At 57.3% G+C, this 22,394-nt stretch carries 21 protein-coding genes; 2 read left to right on the top strand and 19 right to left on the bottom strand.

The genetic code is table 11. The features are described 5' to 3' along the window. Nucleotides 1-234: 234 nt before the first annotated feature. Both ACR0LX_RS04935 and ACR0LX_RS04930 read left to right on the top strand, forming a co-directional pair. Nucleotides 235-417, top strand: coding sequence for a hypothetical protein (locus tag ACR0LX_RS04935; protein ID WP_480782765.1), 183 nt, complete (start codon nucleotides 235-237; stop codon nucleotides 415-417). Further along, on the top strand, nucleotides 417-3,968 hold the full coding sequence (locus ACR0LX_RS04930) for a PIN domain-containing protein (RefSeq protein WP_480782764.1): 3,552 nt from the start codon (nucleotides 417-419) through the stop codon (nucleotides 3,966-3,968). The genes ACR0LX_RS04935 and ACR0LX_RS04930 overlap by 1 nt, the downstream gene beginning before the upstream one ends. A 181-nt stretch (nucleotides 3,969-4,149) precedes the next feature. Here the strand turns inward: ACR0LX_RS04930 and ACR0LX_RS04925 are convergent, their stop codons facing one another. The 19 genes from ACR0LX_RS04925 to ACR0LX_RS04835 all read right to left on the bottom strand — a co-directional run bounded on the left by ACR0LX_RS04925 (nucleotide 4,150) and on the right by ACR0LX_RS04835 (nucleotide 22,368). Then, complete coding sequence (locus ACR0LX_RS04925) at nucleotides 4,150-4,932, bottom strand: HNH endonuclease signature motif containing protein (RefSeq protein ID WP_480782763.1); 783 nt, start codon at nucleotides 4,930-4,932, stop codon at nucleotides 4,150-4,152. A gap of 585 nt (nucleotides 4,933-5,517) precedes the next feature. Beyond that, nucleotides 5,518-6,420, bottom strand: coding sequence for an FAD:protein FMN transferase (locus ACR0LX_RS04920; protein WP_480782762.1), 903 nt, complete (start codon nucleotides 6,418-6,420; stop codon nucleotides 5,518-5,520). Then, entirely contained in the window at nucleotides 6,417-6,932 is a 516-nt protein-coding gene (locus ACR0LX_RS04915; RefSeq protein WP_480782761.1) for a nitrous oxide reductase accessory protein NosL, read from the bottom strand. Before ACR0LX_RS04915 ends, ACR0LX_RS04920 begins: the two co-directional genes overlap by 4 nt. Next, nucleotides 6,929-7,750, bottom strand: a complete 822-nt coding sequence (locus tag ACR0LX_RS04910; protein ID WP_480782760.1) for an ABC transporter permease — start codon at nucleotides 7,748-7,750, stop codon at nucleotides 6,929-6,931. The genes ACR0LX_RS04915 and ACR0LX_RS04910 overlap by 4 nt, the downstream gene beginning before the upstream one ends. Next, a complete protein-coding gene (locus tag ACR0LX_RS04905) occupies nucleotides 7,747-8,640 on the bottom strand; it encodes an ABC transporter ATP-binding protein (RefSeq protein ID WP_480782759.1) in 894 nt (297 codons plus the stop codon). Before ACR0LX_RS04905 ends, ACR0LX_RS04910 begins: the two co-directional genes overlap by 4 nt. Further along, entirely contained in the window at nucleotides 8,630-9,886 is a 1,257-nt protein-coding gene (locus tag ACR0LX_RS04900; protein ID WP_480782758.1) for a nitrous oxide reductase family maturation protein NosD, read from the bottom strand. Before ACR0LX_RS04900 ends, ACR0LX_RS04905 begins: the two co-directional genes overlap by 11 nt. Before the next feature lie 2 nt (nucleotides 9,887-9,888). After that, nucleotides 9,889-11,796: a TAT-dependent nitrous-oxide reductase gene (nosZ, locus tag ACR0LX_RS04895; protein ID WP_480782757.1), complete on the bottom strand. Its 1,908-nt coding sequence runs from the start codon at nucleotides 11,794-11,796 to the stop codon at nucleotides 9,889-9,891. A gap of 15 nt (nucleotides 11,797-11,811) precedes the next feature. Beyond that, nucleotides 11,812-13,935, bottom strand: coding sequence for a 4Fe-4S binding protein (locus ACR0LX_RS04890; protein ID WP_480782904.1), 2,124 nt, complete (start codon nucleotides 13,933-13,935; stop codon nucleotides 11,812-11,814). 44 nt (nucleotides 13,936-13,979) lie between these two features. After that, nucleotides 13,980-14,444, bottom strand: coding sequence for a hypothetical protein (locus tag ACR0LX_RS04885; RefSeq protein ID WP_480782756.1), 465 nt, complete (start codon nucleotides 14,442-14,444; stop codon nucleotides 13,980-13,982). 104 nt (nucleotides 14,445-14,548) lie between these two features. Further along, nucleotides 14,549-14,812 (bottom strand): hypothetical protein, encoded by a 264-nt coding sequence (locus tag ACR0LX_RS04880; protein ID WP_480782755.1) that lies wholly within the window; start codon nucleotides 14,810-14,812, stop codon nucleotides 14,549-14,551. Continuing rightward, nucleotides 14,769-16,292, bottom strand: coding sequence for a cytochrome D1 domain-containing protein (locus ACR0LX_RS04875; protein WP_480782903.1), 1,524 nt, complete (start codon nucleotides 16,290-16,292; stop codon nucleotides 14,769-14,771). The genes ACR0LX_RS04880 and ACR0LX_RS04875 overlap by 44 nt, the downstream gene beginning before the upstream one ends. 76 nt (nucleotides 16,293-16,368) lie before the next feature. Beyond that, entirely contained in the window at nucleotides 16,369-17,583 is a 1,215-nt protein-coding gene (gene nirJ, locus ACR0LX_RS04870; protein WP_480782754.1) for a heme d1 biosynthesis radical SAM protein NirJ, read from the bottom strand. A 3-nt stretch (nucleotides 17,584-17,586) separates the two neighbouring features. Continuing rightward, the gene (gene ahbB / locus ACR0LX_RS04865; protein ID WP_480782753.1) at nucleotides 17,587-18,069 is read right to left on the bottom strand and encodes a siroheme decarboxylase subunit beta; all 483 of its coding nucleotides are present in this window, start codon (nucleotides 18,067-18,069) and stop codon (nucleotides 17,587-17,589) included. Continuing rightward, nucleotides 18,066-18,515 (bottom strand): Lrp/AsnC family transcriptional regulator, encoded by a 450-nt coding sequence (locus ACR0LX_RS04860; RefSeq protein WP_480570816.1) that lies wholly within the window; start codon nucleotides 18,513-18,515, stop codon nucleotides 18,066-18,068. The genes ahbB (ACR0LX_RS04865) and ACR0LX_RS04860 overlap by 4 nt, the downstream gene beginning before the upstream one ends. Continuing rightward, nucleotides 18,512-19,501: a siroheme decarboxylase subunit beta gene (gene ahbB / locus ACR0LX_RS04855; protein ID WP_480782752.1), complete on the bottom strand. Its 990-nt coding sequence runs from the start codon at nucleotides 19,499-19,501 to the stop codon at nucleotides 18,512-18,514. The genes ACR0LX_RS04860 and ahbB (ACR0LX_RS04855) overlap by 4 nt, the downstream gene beginning before the upstream one ends. A gap of 3 nt (nucleotides 19,502-19,504) precedes the next feature. Continuing rightward, nucleotides 19,505-20,650, bottom strand: coding sequence for a cytochrome D1 domain-containing protein (locus ACR0LX_RS04850; RefSeq protein WP_480782751.1), 1,146 nt, complete (start codon nucleotides 20,648-20,650; stop codon nucleotides 19,505-19,507). Beyond that, nucleotides 20,647-21,021, bottom strand: a complete 375-nt coding sequence (locus ACR0LX_RS04845) for a c-type cytochrome (protein WP_480782750.1) — start codon at nucleotides 21,019-21,021, stop codon at nucleotides 20,647-20,649. Before ACR0LX_RS04845 ends, ACR0LX_RS04850 begins: the two co-directional genes overlap by 4 nt. After that, nucleotides 21,014-21,775, bottom strand: a complete 762-nt coding sequence (gene cobA / locus ACR0LX_RS04840; protein ID WP_480782749.1) for a uroporphyrinogen-III C-methyltransferase — start codon at nucleotides 21,773-21,775, stop codon at nucleotides 21,014-21,016. Before cobA ends, ACR0LX_RS04845 begins: the two co-directional genes overlap by 8 nt. A 188-nt stretch (nucleotides 21,776-21,963) precedes the next feature. Continuing rightward, nucleotides 21,964-22,368 (bottom strand): cupredoxin domain-containing protein, encoded by a 405-nt coding sequence (locus ACR0LX_RS04835; RefSeq protein ID WP_480782748.1) that lies wholly within the window; start codon nucleotides 22,366-22,368, stop codon nucleotides 21,964-21,966. Between the last annotated feature and the right edge of the window lie 26 nt (nucleotides 22,369-22,394).

The following is a 22,394-nucleotide window of genomic DNA, read 5'->3' as shown; positions in this document are numbered from 1 at the left end:
AAATAGAAGCGGGCGGCCAGTGAAGGGACCTCTGGATTTTTAACTCGCGCGATTCCAGAGGTACTCTCGACGCCCAATATGGCTTTTTTGTAATCGCAAGTAGAATTGCTACTTGCAGTTAGCCAATAAATTGAACAGTTTGCGGGTGTGATGCAAACTGACCGTGCCGGTAAGAAAACCGGCCATCGTATATGTTATGTATTGAGCCAACCATAAATCGGGAAAGGTCTAGCTATGCTTGAGCAATGGTATTGGATCGCGGGAATTGTTGTAGCGTTGGCGGCTGTGATCGGGCTTTTTGTTAAGGAAAGAGCCAAGAAATCAGTCAGCAACCAACAAAACGCCAATGTTTCTGGTCAACACAACAGAGTAAACCAGACATCTGAAATCAAAGACGGTGAGCGAAAAGACGACTAATGAAGCTCATGTTTCCTTCTCTTAAGACATTTTTTAAATCAGTCAGCAACAAGAGTGAACAATCAGCAAAAATCACCGGTGAAGGAAACACGTTAAATCAGAATATCACAAATGTCTTTGTGGGTGATCCTGACGGTGAACTAAAGCGAGAGCTACTTGCGAATCCGGAGGCGACCTCTTCTGCGATGGCTTTCCAACTGCTTGAAGCAGCAGGCGGTGAGGCCGAGGATAGTGAGGAAGTAAAGCGAATAGTCGAGTACAGGCAACTCGCGAAAGATGGAGATAGTCAAACAGCCCTGAGCCTCCTACGAAAGCTTGAGAGCGACAAACGTTATGGCTCTGGGTACCTCGCGTTTCGCCTTCACTTCAATATTGGCATAGTTCTTCTAAACACTGGCGATTTTGAAAATGCGAGTGTGTCGCTCCGAACCGCGTACTCAAATTTCCCTAGTGATGCCAAAGCACAAACCGGATTGGCTTTGGCAGAACTGATAGATGGCAAGCCTGCTTTGGCCATTGAACATGCATCAAAGCTGGTGAGGTCCGAAGGCGATCATCAGGGCCTGGCGATAAGTGTTGTCCTTCAAGCAGCTAAACAAACCGGAACAACCATAGATAGATTGGGATTGGAGGATGAAGAGCAAACGCGGCCGGAGGTGATATCTGCATATCTTGAATATCTTCGTGTCGTTTATCCTTTAGAATATCCTGAAGCTCTGAATCAGGCGTACAATTCTAATCCTGATCATGAAGAAGTTGCTTCTTTGTGGGCTCTGTCCGTACTCGACGACATAAAACAAAACCAAGCGTTTCTACTTGGCGCTAAAATGCAGGATGGGTTTGAACAGAGAGTTTTAGAGAGCGCTGAAATACTTAAGAAAGCCTTGGAAAAGTCTTTGAAGCAAAGACCGCCCAACAAATTGCTCCTTCCGTCTCAAGCCAACAATGCAGCGGTTGCGCTGCGGCTCTCGGGGAATGTAACGGCAGCTTCGCAACTTATTCAGACGGTCCTCGAAAAGTTTCCGGAGCTTGCTGGCGATCTTGCGCAAATTCGAGCTGTCTTGCTCCTTCAAGAGGAGCGAGACGGCGAGGCTCTTGCTGTGCTTGGCCCACTGAAGGATGTTGCTGAGTTACAGATTATGGCTGCCGAAATTGAAGCCAAATCAGGGTATGAAGACAAGGCGCTTCAAAGGATAAATGACGTCCTTAACTCAGAATTGCCAGAAGATTTGAAGACCAAGGCACTGTTTGTCAAAGCCAGAATTTGTATCAATCAGCTTGATCAGAAGTCTACCGACGACGCGCTCGACGAATTGGTCGTGATTGCGCCCAAGTCTCAAGAAGTGCTTCTTCTGAAATCGTCTTACGATAGAGCCTTTGTTATTCGGGCTGAAAAAGACGCAGTTGAGCGTATTCCAATTAAAAAAGCCGAAAAAACTTTCGAAGAACGAAAGCTGTTAGCCTCCCTCAAGGAAGCGGAGAATTGGGATTTTCTCACGCTGCTACAAGCGTCAGAGGAACTCCTTGTACGCGGCTATTTCAGGGAGTGCACGGACTTACTTAGAGATCGCGTCAGCTTGTTGAAAGAAAGCCCCGCACTTCAGACGTTATGCGATGCATGTTTGCGAGGCCATCTCGCAGCTCTAGCTACCGAGCTGAATGACGGTTTGTCGACAGAGGTGAAGAATTCTGCATTCGGTTGGAAGTTTGGTACAAACGTGGCCTACTTGACCGGAGACATCACTAAAGCTGTTCCACTTACCAGAAAACTCTACGAACAGAACCCAAGCTCAATCAATTCTTTGGAATGGTACGTACAATCATTGTTACGTACAAATGACCGAAAAAGAATACAGCGAGTCGTTCGAGACTTAGATGACGACAAGCTGTTTGGTTCGGTGCAAGAACGCCGAGGATATGTAAATCTTCTGAATTTTTGCGGTGAGGCTGAAAGGGCACGCAACTATGCCTACAAGCTATTTTGCGAAAACCAGAACGATCACCACGCATGGATGGCGTTGAGTGCAAGTGTTCTGGAGTTCGGGAGCCCTCCAAATTCTAGCGATGAATTGGACTTTGCGTCCGTTCAAGAAAATTGCTCATTCGTGGTGCTCACTCCAAATGGAATTGAACAGACTTTCACAATAGAAACTGATGAACACCTGCTCTCTCTTCGGGATGGCGGTATTCGCCCAAATCATCCAGTGGCCCAAGCCGCCAACGGTTTGAAGCAAGGAGAGTCGTTTGAGTGGCCTTTCCGAGAAGGAGGTCAAGCAACTGTGGTGAATGTCAGGCACAAGGCGGTGGCTGCTTTCCAAATGATTGCGACTCGATTTGAGGAGCGATTTCCGGAAGCAAACGGATTTAAGTCCATTTCCATGAATGTCGAGAATGAGGATGGCCTAGACGAGATGAGGGCTATGCTCAGGCAGCGTGCTAGTTATTCTCAAAGCAAAGCCAAAGAGTATCACGAGGGTTCGTATCCAATCTATATCCTTGGATATCACCTTGGCATTGATCCAATAGACGCGATGCTCGGTCTAAAGTCAGAGTGTGGATTTCCTCTCAAAGTTTCGTCCTGCTCGCACGTCGATCAAGACAAAGCGGAGGCCTCTCTGAGTGCGGCGAAGAAGTCCGGAATTATTGCGGATGCGGGAGCATGCTATCTTTTTCGTCGCTTGGGCGTGGATGGCGCTGTGGCTCAGGAATTTGGCTCAATTGGCGTCACGCAGGAAACGATAGATGTTTTCACTCAACGTTTTCTAGAAGCGTCAAACTCGAGCTTTGTTGACGCTGAAACTGGAAGAAAGAAATCAAGTAGCGTCGCATTCCGTGACGGTCAAATCGTATACAACGAATTGACCGAAGAGGAGGTCGACTCAAGAAATGAGATGCTTGGCGCTGACCTCGACTGGTTGAAATCAGACTGCGAATTGTTGCCCGCTGTTCCAAAAACTGATCCCAACGATGCGATCTTACGATTTCGAGCGGAGGAAGGTGGGAGGTTCTTCGACGACATATTTGCTGCGGATGGGACAGGCCGTGTTCTAATCTCAGAGGACATAAATCTCAGGCAATGGTCGGAGGGGTTATTCCAAGTTAGAAGCGCTTGGGTTCAATCCCTTTTGTTTCACTTGGAAGCCTGCGGTAGACTGACTTCTCGCGAGGTTGTTAAAAGCACAATTAGCCTCCTGCAATTGGGGGAAGAAGCCCTGAGTACAAGTTCTGAAAGGCTGCTTGTTGCCGCTGAGATGTTTTCTTCGGGGGAACTAACCGAGGAAGAGTTTACTGCCTATTGTTCGCTACTGGGACAAACAGGTGCCGACATGCAGTCGCACATCGCCGTCGCGGTTTCGTCAATCAGGGGATTTTGGAGTATCAGTTCGATGATCGGGATCAGACAACGAGCTACTAGCATTTTGTTGCGAAACCTGACTCGTTTTCAGGGTGACAGCGCGCGAGTTGTGCTTGATACAGTTCAAACTCAGGTGCGCTTCAGCCCCATACAACGATACATTGCTGGATGGCGAGTTGGGCATTTTTTCGCATAGACGGTAGTTATTCCACATACCTTGTTCCGATGTTAGAGGCTGTGCGTGACTACCACGATGGGCATATCAAGCAGTGGAGTAAGTGAGGCTCCCTGATTGCGATTGCATAGAGCGCTAGAAACACTAGTCCTATCTACTACTACTGTCCGCACCATGGCCGTCGGGTGGTGCGAGTATCGCTTCAATAAGGACGATAGCGCTTCTTTTCGAGAAAGCGCCTGCGGCTTTCAATCAATTCGATTTCGTCCTCTGTCCATTCGGGAAGGTGTGGGGCAATGTCTCTGCGATTGAGTATGCCGTTCAATTCCTCAAGACTGGTTACGGTTCGCAATTTTGCCTCAAGATCGTTGCCGCTAGGCAGCGCCTCTCGACTAACTGTTTTCGATCTGGGACGAGGTACCGGCACCACTCGACTAGCCGAAGTCGATGTGGAGCGAGGGTTGAACGCTGTTTCCACTCGCTTCTTCCTTTGAGGGTCGAAGGACCGATTCGAAACTTCGAATTGCCTATTTTTCGTGGACAAATAGATATCTATTGCCGCCTGCGTCTTAGCCTGCTGGTTCTCCAACTTAGCTTTTCTTCGATTGACCCGCTTTCGTACTTTGTCTGGATTTGCAGCTTTCGAGGCATCCAGCCGCTGACGACGTCTTTCCCGGTTTACAGAAGGTGTCACAATCTCAAGATTTTCCGCCCGATTGTCGCTTGGGTCATGGTTGATATGATCGACTTCGGCTCTTCGATCCACCCAGTGACCCAACGCGCTGGCCGCAATAATCCTGTGCAGTCCTGTAAGTGTCTCACCATCCGGACCCCTAAGCTGGACTATCCTATACCTTTTGCCATCGCGGTTCTCTGGACCAAGGAAGTATTCCAATAGACCGGCCTCAAGTTGTTCCAATACTTCCTCAAGAGGCGGCAAAGACCTTTCGTATTCGTATCTTTCAATGTAATCACTATTGCTCACTGTCAAACCATTCCAAACTACCGACCGCCATGTGAGGCCATCCCACGAATGGTCTCACAACCTACCTAGGCACTCTTGGCGATTATCCAAACAGTGTAAGCGTAATGCTAGACGGTCGGATGTTAGGCCGGTGTCTGTGTGCGCTAGGTAAGTGAATGCGTCGGCGATCCTCGGAGAGAGAAACTCTAATTTCTGAATGTTCGGTGACGCAATTTGGATAGACATATTTCTGCAAAAAGTGACAATTTCGCTTGCCGGTCAGAGATAGTGACTTCTTATGTAAGATATTCTTTCAATCCAGAGGTCACAAAGAATTTTTTTAGAAATTCCTAGCCTTAAATCTACATATATGCCATTTATCCTGACAATGACACTAAATGTAGATTTTTTAGTGTATAAATCTTGAATAAACCGAAAATCCTAGGTCTTTAAGTGATTGAAAATAAACAGATAAATTCTTGAAGTCTGCCGCTTGTGGATCCAGAGGTCCCCTGATCGAGCCAGGGAGGCGGTACCATTCCCAAAATCATTCGTTCGAAGTCAAACCCCGGATTGCGCGGCCATTTTCTGATGGCTCACAGGTTGTTAGCCGTGCAATTCCACATTTGCTGAGGGGAAGCTGCGCATTATACGCTCGATCTGTTCGACAGGCGCGGCGCACAGGGCTGTGGACAAACCATCGGCCAAAGCAGCGTTGGGTGCAGATACAGATACGGTTCTGGTGTCCACGACGTGACCGGTTGGATTCAGGATATGCCCCTGACTATTGGCGACCCGCGTACCGGTGGTTGATGATGTCGCAACGGCACGATCCCGCAACGCGATTCTCTGCTGCACGACACCTTGCGGATCTGACAGGCCAACTTGCCAGTCCTGACCATCACCGCGCTGTCCAAATGCTGCGATTTCCCCCATGTTTACAAGCACATCTTTCAGTCCAAATGACCGCAGTAAGGCCGCGACGTGATCCGTGATCGCCCCTTGTGCGATACCGTTCAGCGTTACCGCCGAAAGACCTGGCATCGGCAGTTCCACCTTGTCCGCGCTAAAGTGTACCCTATGCCAGCCGATGGTTTTTCGAGCTGCGGAAAGCTCACCCGCTTCGGCCTGCGTTGCCAGAGCCCGCCAGACAGGTTGGATGGTCGGATCAAATGCCCCGTCCGAGGCCGCGTGCAGAGCCGAACACAAACTCATAACGCTGAGCAATTCGGGTGCGGGCGCGGTCAGGACACCTTGGCGGTTCAGCTGGCTGAGTTGCGATTGGGTTCGATACAGACTGAAGATGTTTTCCAGGCGCTCCAGCTCGGTTTCCACCGCCGCGATCATGGGTGCAGCTTGCGCGTCGGTCAGGCCCACCAGTCGCAGACTGGCCGCAGCGCCCAACGCCACACCGCGCCAATGCGCGGAGGGCGCAGACAAGGCGACGGATGGCAGCGCGGCGCAGGCGGCAGAAATGGTCAGAAACCGGCGACGTGGCAATGCGGTCATGAGGGGGTCTCCAGTTTCAGGTCCAGATCGACGGGGCCAAGGACTTCGATCTCGGGGATGTCAGACAGCGGCAGAGCGGACCCGCCATAATCGTCGATGAACGCATCGGCGGCGACAGGATCAGCAAACGGAACGACCTCGGGCGCGCCCATTCCCCCCGCGACATTCGCACCGACAACAAACGTGGCACCGTCAGCGATGATCCAGTTCGACCGACCCGGATTTTGCCAACTTTGCGCCACACCCATATCGCTGACATAGATGGCGATGACATCGGCATCACGCTCGGGACTTTTGAGATAGGCCACCATGTCGCGCACCTGTGCAAAGAACAGCGGTGCAGGGTAGCCTTGCAGGTGGATTTGCCCCTTGGGGCCGCCATGTTCCGCGATGTTCATCTGGCAAAAATAGCTCAAGGCATCTGGGGTCAGATCGACCGGGTCGCGGGCCTCGGCCACCTCCTCCTTGCAAGCGGTCAGAGCGACCAGAGCGATCAGGGCAAGGCGTTTCATGGCTCTACCCTCCGAAATGCAGCGCGGGCAAGGGCGAAGCTGATCACCGGCCAAATCAGCAGCGACGCAGGCGCTGCCCAGACGGGCAGGGCGTGGGCAGCTCCGGTCATGCCGGATGCCATGGCCACGCCCTCGGCCGCGGCGATGTTCCACAGACGGAATGCGTCGGCCGGGTTGGCCACCATCACCCATGGGAAGACGGATTGGGTAAAGGTGCCGCCCTTGTCCATGACGACGGCCCCCAACAGGCCCAGATCATAGAGGACGACAAAAACCAGCCAAAGCCCGGCCGACAGACCCGCCGCCGCCGTGGCCCCCTTTGCCAAGGCAGACAGCAGGTATCCCAGCGCCAGAAATACGGCGCCCAGAAGGATGGATGTGAGGATGAGGCGGACCAGAGCCATCAGGCTCTCTGGCCCCGCGCCGCCAAAGAAGGCGGCCACTGCGCCTGCGGTGCCGAAACCGATGGTCATGGCAAAGGCCAGTGCTGCCAGATGGGCGGTGAACTTGCCCAACAGGATCTCTCCGCGCCCAGCCGGGTAGGACAGCAGCAGTGACAGGCTGCCGCGATCCAAATCACCAGCAATGGCATCAAATGCAATCATCAGCGCCAGTAGGGGCGCAAGATAGACCGACAGCGTGGTCATCGATGCGACCGAGACGGTCAACATGTCGACCCCAAGCGTGCCAGTTGGTGCGCTACCTGCGAAGGTCAGAGCCAAGGCGAACAGAACCATGATCAGCGTTGCGACGAGCAGCCAGCGGTTGCGACGCAGGATCAGCATTTCGGTGCGGGTGATGGCGAGGAAGCGGGTCATAGCAAATCCTCCTGTGCGTAGTGACGATAAAGGTCTTCCAGCTTGGGCGGGGTCATTTCCACATCCGCCACCGCGTCACCCATGCCAGCGATGCGGCGCAGGGCCTCCATCTTGTCATCAGGCGAACACAGCAGTTCGACCGAGGCCCCGTTGATCCGGTTGCCGCCCAGTTCGGCGGCCAACGCAGCGGCGTTGGCACTGGCGCGTACTTTCAAGCGGATCGGCAGACCGGCCAGCGACGACAGGTTGTTCAGCGTGTCATCCGCCACCATCCGACCCTTGCGCATGATGGCGATGCGGTCGGTGCGGGCCTCGACCTCGGTCAACGCGTGGCTGGCGATCAGAACGGCGGTACCCTGCGCGGCCAGCTCATCGATGATGGCGTACAAATCCTGCCGCGAGATCGGGTCCAGCCCGCTCGTCGGCTCGTCCAGAAGCGCCACCTTCGGCTGACCCAGCAGCACCTGTGCCAGACCCAGACGTTGCCGCATCCCCTTGGAATAGGCCCCAATCCGGCGGTCGAGCGCATCGCTCAGGCCAACCCGCTTCAACAGGCCGGGCACATCGGCTTTCGCGCCTGAAAGCTGCACGAACAGCGTTAGTTGCTCGCGTCCCGTCAGCGCTGGGTGGAATGACACCGCCTCGGGCAGATAGGCCGTCTCACGCCGCGCCTGCGCGCTGCCGGGGGTGGCGTCTCCGATCCGAATGGCTCCGCCGTGGATCGGCGTCAGGCCGAGAATGGATTTGATCAGCGTCGACTTGCCCGCGCCGTTATGGCCCAGCAGCGCCACGCGCTGACCGGGAGCAAGAGACAGGGTGATATCGTCAAGAACGCGGGTCTTGCCACGGTCCTTGCAGACTTGGTCAATCGTCAGGGCCTTATCCGTCATGAGGCACCTTTTTCATAGCTGGGGGTTCAGGGGCTTGCATCAATGGGTTGCTGTCCATCACGCCGCCCGGCAGCAGTGCCGGAAAGGCCGATTGTGACCAGCGCACCAGCTGCACGGCAGGCGAGCCGAGCAGCAATTTGGCTGCGGGTTGGGTCCACAGCACATGGTCCATTGAATCGTTGGGGCGATACGGGGCATCGGCCACGCCGTTGCCATCCACATCATAGGCAGCGAAATCGGACCAATAGTTCCCGCGCCCGTCTTCGGACCACTCGACCCACTTGGTCGAGACGTATTTCACCTGCGTCCGGTTTCCGATGAATGAGTTGCCAACGATCCGGTTGCGCTCACTGCCGGCGGTAAAGTGGATGCCGATGCCGCAGCCTTCAAACCAGTTATCGGTGAATTCGTTCTTGTTCGAATTATAAAGGAAGGTGCACTTCTCTTTCGCACCTTTGACCACATTGCCGGTGATGACGCTCTTGTTGGCATAGTTCAGCATCACGCCATGTTCGCGATCGTCAATCGATACGTTATCGGTGACTTTGACGTTGGAAGTGAACATCACCGCATAGCCCAGATCGTTGCCAATCGAGACATTGTTGCTGACCTCGGAATTGTCGGCATACATGTAATGCACTGCAAAGCGCAGATCGCGGAACAGGTTGCCGGTGAACAAATTCTTCTTCGAAGAATTCACGAAAATCCCATCGCGGCCAAACTGAATGTCATTGTCGGCGACTACGGCTCCGGGTGCGTTCCAGACATAAACCCCATTGCCGCGCGCGTTCATGTGGCGGTCCTGCCGCCCCTCGATCCGGTTGCGGCGTACGATGCTGTCCTTGGCCCCGTGGATGTCGATGCCATAAAGGTTGCCCAGCAGCATATTGTCTTCGACCACCGACGCGTGGGCCGTCTTGGTCAGTTGGATGCCGCTGTCGATCCCGTCATGATCCGAGCCCGAGCCAATCACCGTCAACCCACGCACCGTCACACCCGGCCCGGTCACGGTGATGACGCTGCCATCACCTTGTCCATCAATGGTGGCCTGTCCCAGCCCGTCAATCGTGACGGGCCGGTCCAGAACCAGTGTTTCTGTGTAAACACCGGGGCTCAGGCGGAGGGTGTCTCCATCCGCCGCCTGCGCCAGTATCTCGTTGATGGCCCCCGCCCGGTTGGGCACATCCCAGTCCGCCGCCCAAAGGGGCGAGCCGAGCAGGAGCGGTATGAGCAGGGACCAACGCATGTCTACGCGCTCCGCGGCTCAACGAACATCCGGCCGCGCATCTCCATGTGCAGCGCGTGGCAGAACCACTGGCAGTAGAACCAGTGCACGCCCGGACGGTCGGCAATGAAGGTGACCGAGGCGGTGGCCTGCGGCGCAACCTCCATTGCGACGCCGAAGTTCGACAGACAGAAGCCGTGGGTCACATCGTCCACATCATCAAGGTTGGTGACATAGACAGTGACTTCGTCGCCCTGTTTGACGGTGAACTTCTCCATGCTGAACACCGGCGCGACTGAGGTCATGTAGACCCGCACCTTGTTGCCATCCCGGATCGGCTCATCCGCGCCATAGTCCAGATCGACACCATCAGCCTCGGCCTGTTTGCGCGCATCTTCCCACATCGGGTCGTTGCGATCCCAGACGTTGACCGGGTTCACGTTGGACCGATGCACAAGGATCGAGTCATGCGGTTCCGCAAAGGTCGGGCCGTCATGCACCACCTTCATCTTGTCGCCCGAGATGTCGATCAGTTGCTCATTCTCAGGCTTCAGAGGGCCCACATTCAGAAAGCGGTCTTTCGAGAACTTGTTCATCGAAATCAGCCACTTGCCATCGGCCTCGGCGGTCTCACCCATCGAGGTCGAGTTGTGGCCCGGCTGATACTGCACATCCACCTTGTCGAGGATCGGGTCAACATCAGCTCCGCCATAGGCCTCGATCGCTTTGGCGATGTCCCATTTCACCACCTGGCTGTCCAGGAACAGGGTGGTGTAGGCGTTGCCCTTGCCGTCGAACGCGGTGTGAAGCGGGCCAAGACCCAACTGCGGTTCGGCCACGATGGCAGAACGCGGATCAGCGTTGTCGGCAAACAGCGCGTCGACCTTCTCGACATCGATCACGGACACGGTCGGAGACAGCTTGCCGTTGATCATGATGTGTTTCTTGTCAGGCGCGGCGTTCACACCATGCGGCGAGTTCGGGATCGGAATGTAACGGGTCAGGTTGCCACCTGCCTCTTTGCGCCCGTCCACGACCTTGACGCCGTTCAGCTCCTGATAGTTGCCGGCGGCAATCGCGTCCTCGATGCCTTTGAGGTTGAACACGACCACATGGTCCAGCTCATTCTCGGTCATCTCGGCCAGGTTCATACCCATTTCCGAGTTGTACGAGGTCGAGAACGCATATTTGCCCTGATAGTCGCAGTCGGTGTTGTCGAGGTTGCCCGAAACCATCACCTGCCATGCGATCTCCATCGTGTCACCGTCGATAGCGGTGAAGATGTTCACGTATTGCGATGGATCGTCGAGGATCTGACCGTCATTGACCAGTGGTGCCTCATGCTCGCCATTGGCAAAGACATAGCCGGTGCGCGGGTATTTCTGCGGGCGCAGACCGTGGATGTCATGCGCGTTCGGGATCTCGATGATCTTGTCGCATTTCATCACGTCGCAGCGCACGCGGGCGACACGGGTGTTGGCCTTGTCGTTCATGAACAGAAAGCGACCGTCATAGGTGCCGTCGGTGAAGGACATATGCGGGTGGTGCAGGTCGCCATTATCATAGGTGACCTTGCCGTTTGCGGCCAGAAACTCTTTGGTTTCGGGCAGCAGGCCTTCGGTCAGGATCTTCAGCGATTCATTGGTCTGACCCCAGCCGGTGGCCGAGCAGCGGTTGAACACCGGCACCCGCATCAGTTCGCGCATCGAGGGCACGCCCAGAATGCGCAGCTCACCGGTCTGACCCGAGGACCAGAAGCCGTAATATTCGTCCAGTTCGCCCGGCTCCAAATGCGCGTTTGCGGCGGCGCTTGCCTCTTTGGCGGACATAAGGGTCGAGCCCAGACCCGTCCCAGCGATCACCGCGCCGGTGGCGGTTGCCCCCAGCATCCCACGGCGTGTGATGTTCAGTTTCTTGTCATGTTCCGACATGATCGTCCCTCCTTTTTAGGAAACGGTTTGCGGTTTGGCGTTTGGATGGTTCGCCGGTGGTTGTCCGAGTGGGGTCTTCATTTGGACCGACCCTGTCTTGGCCCGCCGTTTCAACTGGCGGATAACGACCGGACATTTGTCCTCGGACTGATAGAGCACCTGACAATGCAGGCAGGTGACGCACTCGTTCGGATTGATCTCACCTGTGGGGTGGATCGCCTGAACGGGGCATTCATTGGCGCATGTCTGGCATGGCGTGCCGCAATCCTTGTAGCGGCGCAGCCAGTCGAACATGCGAATACGGGCGGGGATCGCCAGCGCTCCGCCCAGTGGGCAGAGGTAGCGGCAGTAAAACCGTTCAATGAACAGCCCGATCCCCAGCAAGGACAGCGCAAAGACCACAAACGGCCAGTCGCGCATGAATTTCAGAATGATCGCGGTCTTGAACGGCTCGACCTCGGCATATTTCTCGGCCAGCGGGATCGAGACAAAGCTGATCCCGAACAGCACGAGGAAGATCATGTATTTCGCGGGCCAGAGGCGTTCATTCAGACCCCAGGGCAGGGTCCATTGCGGGACGCGCAACGCTCGCGCGATCTTATTGGTCAGTTCCTGCAGCGCGCCAAACGGGCACAGCCAGCCGCAATAGGCCCCGCGTCCCCAGAACAGCAGCGCGGCAGCGACGGCGAACCATTGGATAAAGACCAGCGGGTCCAGCAGGAAGGCATCCCATGAGAAACCCGTCCGAAGGCTGCCCGCCAGCGCCATGAGGTTAACAACGCTGAGCTGCGCGTTGGCGTACCAACCGATGAAGAACAGCGTCATCGTCAGGAACCCGATGCGGAACCAGTAGAAGACGCGCGCATTCATCGTGGCATGGAACTGGAAGAAAAAAGTGGCCGTCAGCACCAGCAGCATAAAGCCCAGAACCACGATCTCGACGACACGGTCTTTCCAGATGCGCCGCCATAGGGCGGCCTTGGCGGCGGCCTCATCGGTCGCGTCGTCAACCACGGTAGGGGCGGCGACGGGTAACAGATATTGTTCGGGCAGTTTGTAGCCGAGATCGAAGGTCAGGAAGGTTTTCTCAACCGCACCCACGGCGCGTTGGACCAGCAGTTGCAGGCGGAACGGCTCGGCTGGGTCGAATTCTGTGTTGGCGGGGATTTTGAAAATATCCAGCTCGGTGAAACTGGGCGCATCCGGCGCGGCAACCGTGCCCAATCGCCGTTGTTGTTTGTCGAAGAACCGGACCGAGCTGTCGCCCTGGATCAGCTGTATTCGGTCAAAGATACCGCCACGGACATAGCCCGACCCTTTGAAGCTGTAAGCACCGCGTCCCAGCACCAGAATGGCCTGTTCGCCTTCATCCAGCCAATCCACAAGGTTCTGGTACTCGGCCTCGCCCAGCAGTGACTTGCCGATTGAGGGCACCGAGACCAACGCCATATGCATGTCGATGAAGGTGTCGTCGGGTTCACCGGGTTCGGGCCGTTTGATGGCGCGCTGATCGCCGGTCGCCTCGAACGCCGCGTTGACCTGACCGATATCCAGGGTCAGCCGCCGGACCGAGCCGTCACCCGACAGCGTTGACCAGTCGTAGACGGAGTCATGCGCCAGATCGACCTCGCGTTTCGGTCCAACAGCCTGCGCCGGTGCCAACCCACCCAGCCCCAGCGCGCGGGCCACTTTGATACCGCCGCGCACAAGGCTGTCATCGATCACCATGATCGTGACTGTCGCGCCCGAAATAATGTCAAGGTCATGCCCTTCACCGCCGGTTTCAGCCTCAATCTTCAGGTCCAGCCCGGCATAGCCTTCGGTCAGTTCAACCATGCGGGAATTGGGGATGCCGATCAGCACGATGGGTTCCGAGTGTTTGACCAGCTGCACACCGGTCAGCACTGCATCGTCATCGATGGCTGCAATCACATGGATCGGCTTGCCCGAATATCCGGTGGTGCCCACGAAGTCAGAGGTCAGGAAGGCCCAAGCCACGGTCTCGCCCCCCTTCAGAACAGGGGCGACCTTGACGTCATCTCGCACCGGGCCAAAGGCATCGGCGCCGGGGGCCAGATCGGCGGGTTCAATCTCGGGCAGGAAGCTGGCTAGGCTGTCGGCATGGGCGCTGATCGCCATCAGGCAGGACAGGGTAACAGCCAGCAGGAAATGGATTGCGCGACTTACGACCACGGCGCACCTCCGATAGTTTTGGTGGACGCCATGGACGCGCGCTGGGCGCGTACGGTTGGATTATGTGATACGCGTGGGGGACCCCGGTATTCGGGCCACAAATGCTTTGCCTTGTAGGTAACAGCCAGATCATCGTACCCGCGGCATTCGGCGTGACCGAAATCGCTACTTGTCAGTACCGGAAACTCTGGGACGGGCGCTGCCGAGGTGACTGCACATAACGCGCAATCGGCACATTTCGGGCAGGGCGCGGTCGGGTCTCCGGCCTCCTCCTCAAGGTCCACCTGAACCCAGACCGCCCCTACCTCCGAGCAGATCTCCACCCACATGCTTTGCCCGGGACTCGCCAGCGCCGGACCGAGCAGTTGCAACAGCAAAAGGAAGATGCCCGCATAGGCCCATATCGCGCGGAAAGCGCGAGTTGCGGAGATGTGCAGAGGGTTGAGGGCGGGCATGGAGAATCCAACTCGGCGTCTTTTCCCGAGTTCTAGAGCGTCGCGTCAGCCTGATACTTGACTTAGGTCAGGTGTTCGCAAGTTTAGTGAATTCGGCACGGTTGCTAGCCATCTGCCTCATCCATCAAGCCGCGCAGCCAACGCCCGGCCAGCCAGGATGCAGGCAGACCCAGCGGGACCGACCAAAGCATCGCGGTAACAGGCGGTCTCGCTTCAAACCCCATGCCATGTGCAATCAAACCTGCCAGAAACAGGTTGATGGCCACGGTCAGCGCCGTGGCGGGGTATAGCAGTATGGCCAGTTTCCAAACCGGCCATTTGCCTTCAGTGGCTGGTGCCTTCCGAGAAGGTGATTTTGTTCCATACATTGTACTTCCCAGACGGTTTGCGCATCGGCAGGCGGCGGACTTCTTCCAGTGTCTGCGCGTCGTAAACGATGACCGCGCCATCATCTTCCCAGACCGACACAAGCGCATGGCGGCCGCCCTTGGTGAATTCGACATGGGCAACTGTCTTGCCAGGGGCAGGGCGCAGAGTCTTTACGATCTCAAGGCTTTGCTTGTCGATTACGTGCATGGCGTCCTTGTTGGGGCCAAAGAACACATCGGCCCAGACGTAGGGCGAATTCTCATGGCTGCGCATGAAGAAACCGGGCCCTTCGGTCTTGATCCGCTTGGCCGTTTTCCAAGTCTCCATGTTGATCACCGACACCGTGCCATCGGTCAGATGTGGCGTCGCCATCACGGTTGTATCGCCATGCTTCCAGGTAATGCCTGAGCCCAGATGCGGCATCCCCGGCAGGTTCAGATCGGCGACTTTATGTCCGATCACCAGATCGATGACCTGTCCACCCTTGCCGTCGCGGGACGCTCCCATGACGTATTCATAACTCTGGTCGAAAAAGAAATCGTCCAGATAGTCGGGCGTGGTAATCTTGCGCACGGGGAACGGATCAGGGTTCTTGAACTGACCTTCGATGCGGAAATCGTGACCCAACCCGAACTGCGGCGGGTTGGCGCCGTAAAAGACCTCCCAAATCTCGGGCACGTCCTTCAGGGCCAGCACAAAACTTTCGCGCGGCGGGGCCTGGTATACGGCTGAAACGCGGCTGGATTTGCCCGTCTTGCTTTTGATCTCGATGACCCTGGCGACCGAAAGGTCCTCTGTCGACAGCAGTGTCAGGCTGTTTGGCAGGTAGTTCGCCACCGCCACCCATTTACCATCCCCCGACATGGCAATGTTACGGCTGTTGAGACCCGCGCGCACGCGGCCAACCTGTTTCAGTGCCCATATGTCGTATTTCTGGACCCAGCCATCGCGGGACATGATGAACACATAACGCCCGTCCGGGCTGAACTTCGGCCCACCATGCACGGCAAAGGGTGTTTCGAACCGGTCCAGAACGTCGAACGTATCTCCGTCCAGCACACTGACATGATGATCCCCTGTCTCGACAACCAGCGTGATGTTCATCGGATCGCTGTCCCATATTGGGGCATCCACCGGCACATAGTCTTTGTCCAGAGTACGGCTGGCCGCGATATCGGCCTCACCCCATTCGGGATTGGTCTCTAACGGAGATTTCAGCCACCCCGCCAGTTCCTCGATCTGCAATGCGTTCAGTACATGTGAAAACGCAGGCATCTGCGTGGCTGTGCGCCCTTCGGCGATCACAGCGGCCACACGGGGACCGCGCATCCGTTTCAGCGTTTCGGGGATCAGCGCCGGACCGATCCCACCCAACCGGTTCTCGCCATGACAAGAGGCGCAACGCTCAGCGTAATTCGACGGCGCATCGGCCCATGCGGCACCCGCGCTCAGGATCGAGCACAAGGCCCCAATCTTCATCTTTTCCAAAATACTCTCGCCGGAGGCTCCCAACGGCTCCGTACACGCATTGGCTGCGCCAATTGGACCAATGGACTCAAAAGAACTGATGCGCCGGATCATGGCTTTTCCCCCGGAACGGTGTGACTTGCAGTCGTTGGCCTGCATCTGCAACGCCGATTTCTTGGTCGGACAGATAGCAGGCCGGGTCTTCGGCCCAGGGATCACCGGTCAGTTGCAGCGCGCGGATACGCGTGTTGCCGCCGCAGACGTCCTTCAGCTGACAGGCCCCGCAGCGCCCTTTCAGCGGTCGCGGGCGGGTGCGCAACATGGCAAGCATCGGGTCATCGCTGGTCCAAAGCTCTGAGAATGGTTTGGTCTTCACGTTGCCGACTGTATAATCGGACCAGTAGGTGTCGGGATGCACGCGGCCGAGATTGTCGATATTGGCCACGCCAAGCCCGCTGGAGTTCCCGCCCCATGCCGAAAGATGCGTCCGAATATGGGAGGCTTTGGCATCACTGAAATGCGTGCGAACCCAATTGAGGAAATAACCTGCGTCCGCGTCATTGTTCCCGGTCACGATGTCCAACGCTCGTCCGCCCGCAGCCGACTCCCACGCGCGTTCCAGCAACAAGTCCAGACTTTTGCGCGTTCGCAAGTGCTCGGCATCCTCGCCTCGGTTCTTGTCGCCACGCCCGGCATAGACCAGGTGCGACAAATAGAACTTATCGACGCCTTCGTCATCGCACAGTTGTAACAGGTCAGGCAGGTGATGCTGCGTGCCCTCGGTCAGACAGAAACGCAGACCGACCTTGATGCCGCGCTTCTTGCATTCGCGGACACCGCGCAGGGCGTCGGCAAAGGCGCCCTCGACGCCTCGGAACCAATCATTGGTGGCTCCGATCCCATCCAGTGAAATGCCGACATAATTGAAGCCCACATCGGCAATCATGTCGGCGGTTTCGTCGTAGATCCGAGTGCCGTTGGTCGACAGCGCCAGCATCGGCACCAGTTCCCGCGCGCGCCGCGCGATGTCGAAGAAATCGAACCGATCCAGCGGTTCCCCACCCGATAGGATCAGGGCCGGGATGCGAAACTGGCCCAGATCCTCAAGGGTTACCATCGCTTGTTCATGGCTGAGTTCACCGGGAAAGGCCACGTCAGCCGAGACAGTGTAGCAATGGCGGCATTTCAGATTACAGCGTCGCGTCAGGTTCCAGATCACCACCGGCTTCACCAGCCCGGGGCGGCGTTTGTGTGCCGGGGTCGGCTTAACCAGTTGATGCATGTATTCGGTCAGGCGGAACATGTCTCAGCCTTTCGCTTTCAGGCGCAACCCTGTCTTTTTCAGAATGCGCGTGGAATAGAGGATATCGTCGGCCCGGCAGGCATCGCCCAGAATGGCCGCGATCTGCGCGCGCTTATCCTCGACTTCTTTCTGATCGGTGCCATGAACCATGGCGAACAGATTGTAGGGCCAGTCAGGCAGGGCGCGGGGCCGTTCGTAGCAGTGGGTGACAAAAGGCAGCGAGCCAATCTGTGCCCCAAGTTCGGAAATGCGAATGTCATCGACGTCCCACACGGTCATCCCGTTCGAGGTCATGCCCAGCTTGTAGTGATTGGGCGCGGCAGCGATGCGGCGGATCACACCGCGCGATTTCAGTTCGGCAAGACGGTACAGCAAGGCGTCCTCGTCGATACCAAGCCTATCTGCCACCTGCGCAAAGGGTGCAGGTAGCAAAGGCAGGCCGTCTTGCAATGCCCCAACGATCTCTCTGTCTTTTGCGTCGATCATGCTGCCACCCGAAAGCCGATAAAGAATTCTTGCAATTTGGGAAATCGCAAAACCTCGATCCCCGTCTCGCGTTCGATGGCATCGGCAGTGGCCCCGATCCCCTCGGGCGTTTCGGTGGCCAGAACGAACCACATGTTCAGCCGATGCGTGCGTTCATAATTATGGGCGACCTCAGCGTGCGCATTGACTTTGGTCACGACCGTTTCGAATTTCTCTGCTGGAACCGCCATCGCGCACAGGCAGAATGCGCCGCCCATGGCAGCTGCGTCGAAGAAAGGGCCAAATCGGGTGATGATACGCGCGTCCTTCATCCGCGAAAGCCGCGCCAAGAGGTCACATTCGGGAACGCCCAGTTCCTCGGCAATAGCCGCATATGGGTGCGCTGTCAGCGGCAGATCATCCTGCATCCGGTTCAGTATCGCGCGGTCGGTATCGTCCAGAGTCATGCGGCGGCCTCTTTCGGTTGGATCAAAGCTCCGGTCTGCTTGAAGCAGCGGGTGGAAAACAGCACCTTGTGCCGCGCGCCTGATAACTCCTGCAAGGCGACGGCACCGGCCAGAACCTCTGCCGCTTCGGAGCGCGACCGCGCGTGGATCATGGAATACAGCCGATAGGGCCAGACATCTTCGACGGGGGTCCGCTCATAGCAGAGCGTTACGCCGGAATGCGCGGCCAGTGCGGGTCCTGCGGTGTCGATCTGTTCGGCAGGTATGTCCCAGACCACCATCGCATTGGCCGACCAGCCCAACGCGCGGTGACGCACGATGACACCAAGGCGCGAGATGATGCCGGCCCGGTGCAAACTCTCGATTCGGTCCATAACGTCGCCTGTGTCACGCGCCAGGGATCGCGCCAGCGCCGCATACGGTTCCGAAACGAGATCCAGGCCCGAGCTGAGCGCTTGCAATATCTTGCGGTCGCCCTTCCGTTTTACCCTGCAATCGACCTGCCTTGGGCCGGGAACGCTGCCGGTGCCCCCGTTCATGCGAAACCCCAGATCAACGTTGAAAGGTCGCACCAGGCGCAGGTCCAGAACACGCAACCCGGTGCGGCGCGAGATACGCGCCAGGGTATCGTTTACATGCGCCCGGTCCGGTCCGGTGGCAACGAACCAGAGGTTCCAGTCGTCTTCACGTTGATAATTGTGGTTCACGCCCACCTCTGCGTCGATCAGGGCGGCGACCTCTTCCAACCGTTCCTCAGGTACGGCGACAGCGGCCAGCGTGCTGGCGGAAACGACGCCGGGGGCGATCGTTGCACCAACACGGGTTATTCGCCCGGCGGCCCGCATCCGTGACAAACGATCCAGCACTTCGGCCTCGTCCAGACTCAGCGCGCCGGCAAGAACCTGAAACGGGCGGTCGGTGATGGGGAAGTCGCGCTGAAACTCGTCCAGCAGGCGGCGGTCGGTCGGGTCTGTGATCTGATCCATCGGTTACAGCCCCGTTCTATGCGCACGAGCGGTAAAGAAGATGCCCGAGGGGCTGTCGGCCTCGATCTCACGCAGCTTTTCAAAGCTATGCGTGTCGTAGACCATGACCTTGTTTGCGTCGCGTACGCTGATCCACACCTCATGTCCGCGCGGGGTGAACTCCATGTGCAGCACTGCTGGGCCGGGTTTGAATTCGTGGACGATCTCTTTGGTCAGTGAATCAATCACCTGAATGGTGTCGTTAAGCGGATGGGCGAAGTTTACCCAAACCTGCCGCCCGTCAGGCCGCGCCATGGCAAAGACCGGCTGGCCGTGGGTTTTGGTGCGCCCGGTTTCGGCCAGCGTGTCAGCATCAATCCAGAGAATCTCGTGATGGCCGACGGCAGGCAAGACAAACTCGCGCCCCGTCAAAGCCCAACCCTCAAGGTGGGGCATCTTGTAGACCGGCATCTCTTCCTGACCACGACCGTAGTCGAGCAGAACGCGGATCGGTTCGGGGTTATCCGCCCACAGGTCCAGCGCGGTCAAGCCGTCCTCGCCAAACAGGCCGGTGATGTAGGTCCGGCCATTGGCGGTGATCAGCGCGTCATAGGGGTTCTTGCCCATGCCGGGGATCTTGGTGATCTCAGCGCGACCGTTTGCGAAATCGGCAATCCAGGTTTCGCCGGTATCCCACATGGTAAAGACAAACCGACGACCGGGCGCATCGACCAAACCGATGGTTTTGCTGCCGGTGGGGATGTCGGCGACCATCTCAAGCGTCTCGGAGTTGAATACCCGAACGCCACCGGGCTCATAATTCGACACGGCGACCAGTTTCCCGTCGTCCGAGATCGCACCGCCGATGGCGTTACCCGCCTGCACGACACGGTTCACGATCTGACGGGAGACGATATCGACCTTGGTCAGCCCTCCGTCACGTCCGAAGACATAGGCAAAGCGTTCATCTGGTGAATAGACCAGCGAGGCGTGGGACAGATCGCCCAAGCCCTCGATCCGTGCCAGGGAGGCGCGGTCGGATTGGTCCACAAGAAGAACCGAGCCGCTTGCGCGCTCGATCACAAGACCGAGGTCGCCGGTCGCCGTGGGTTCAGCGTTTGCGGAAGTGATCAACAAAGTGGCAGCTAGAGAAAGGATGAGCTGTTTCATTGTGCCTCCTGTGCCAGCAGGTAACGGGCGATCCATTCGGCCTCTTCTTCGCTGACAAGGGGCCGCCAGGGGGGCATCGCGGTGTCCGGGATGCCGTCAAGGATTACGCCGGTCAGAACCTCTGCGTCGTAGTGTTCCAGGGTCTTGGCGCGCAGATCGGGGCCAAGCCCGCCTTTGAGCGACAGCCCATGGCACGATCCGCAATCCTGATGAACAAGGCGTTTCAGGGCGTTTGGGTCGAGCGTATCGGCGGCAATGGCTGTCGTGGCAACAAGTACGGCCGATGTAAGAAGCACTGAGTGCAGCGACCAACCGCGTGCGGGTAGGGCGGCGACCTCTGACGCGTCGGATCTGCGACTAAACTTAGCCATGTGCTTGCTCCAGCAATTCGGACGCTGGCCGATCCGCATAAAGCGTGACCACCTTGCCGATGATGAACAGTGTGGGTGCCTCCAACCCCGCCTCGCGCACATCCGTGGCGAGTTGGTCCAGCCGGGACAGCAATCGGCGCTCGTTCGGCGTGGTCGCTCTGGCGACCGCCAGTACCGGGGTCGAGCCGGGCAGGTTCTCGGTCATAAGCCCCATGGCGATCTGGCCGATATTGGCGACGCCCATATAGACGACGAGAGTCGACTCCGGGTCGGCCAAACGTTTCCAGTCCAAGTCCAGCACCTTGTCGGCTTGCCTGTGGCCCGTGACGTATTGGACCGAAGTTGCCAGCCCGCGATGGGTCAGGGGTATGCCGGTGGAAAGGGACGCCCCTTGCGCCGCCGTGATGCCCGGCGCGTATTCTATGGGGATGCCATGGGCGTATAGATAAGCGGCCTCTTCGGAGCCGCGGCCAAAGATCATCGGGTCGCCGCCCTTCAGGCGTGCGACGGTGTGGCCTGCACGTGCCTCTTCCAGCAAGATTGCGTTGATCCGGTCCTGAGGCACAGTGTGGCACTTGGGGGCCTTGCCCACAGGTATCAGCCGGGCACCTTCGGCATGCATTGCGAGGATTTCGGGCGAAACGAGGCGGTCATAGACCACCACGTCAGCCGTTTGCAGCAGGCGCACGGCGCGCAGGGTCATCAATTCGGGATCGCCGGGTCCGGCGCCAATCAGAAAAACCTTACCGCTCATGTGCAAACTCGCTTGGTCTGAATGTCTTCGGAACCCGGGTTTTCCTGCATGATGCTGCGACGTTGCTGGGCAATCCGGGCGTGTCGTACATCAAGGGTTGCGCATTGCGCGCGCGGTTTCCTTGACTAAAGTTAAGCAGCGCGGGTTTTACCCCGCGCTGCTGTCTGCTTGCCTGTTTTTGCCTCGCTTCAGGGTTCGACGGTGATCATGCCGATCATGTTCTGCGTCTCCCAATGCGGGCCGCACAGATAGTCCTGCGCACCTGGGGTCATGAATGTGATCTCGACAGTCTCTTCCGGGAAAATCCGGTCGGATTCGGGCCTGCTGCCGTCCTTGAGCAAGACGCTATGGCTGGTGCGCTTGTCGACATTTGCCCAGCGGACGGTCGTTCCAGATTTCACAGTCAATTCGGTGGGGCAGAAGTTGTATTTGTACATCAGGACGATCTTTGCGTCCTCAACTGTCGACGTCGGGTGTCCGAACATGTCCACATATCTCTCTTCTGCCTCGGCGCAGAGCGCGGCCGTCTCGTCCGCCAGTGCCGGACCAGACAGCGCCAGCAAAGCTGCAGGAAGAAGGCGTAGAAAGGTCATGATCCGTTTCTCCGTTCGAATTGGAA

The organism is Ruegeria sp. CH11, assembly GCF_056537105.1.
This window is presented reverse-complemented; position numbering and strand designations above follow the sequence as displayed.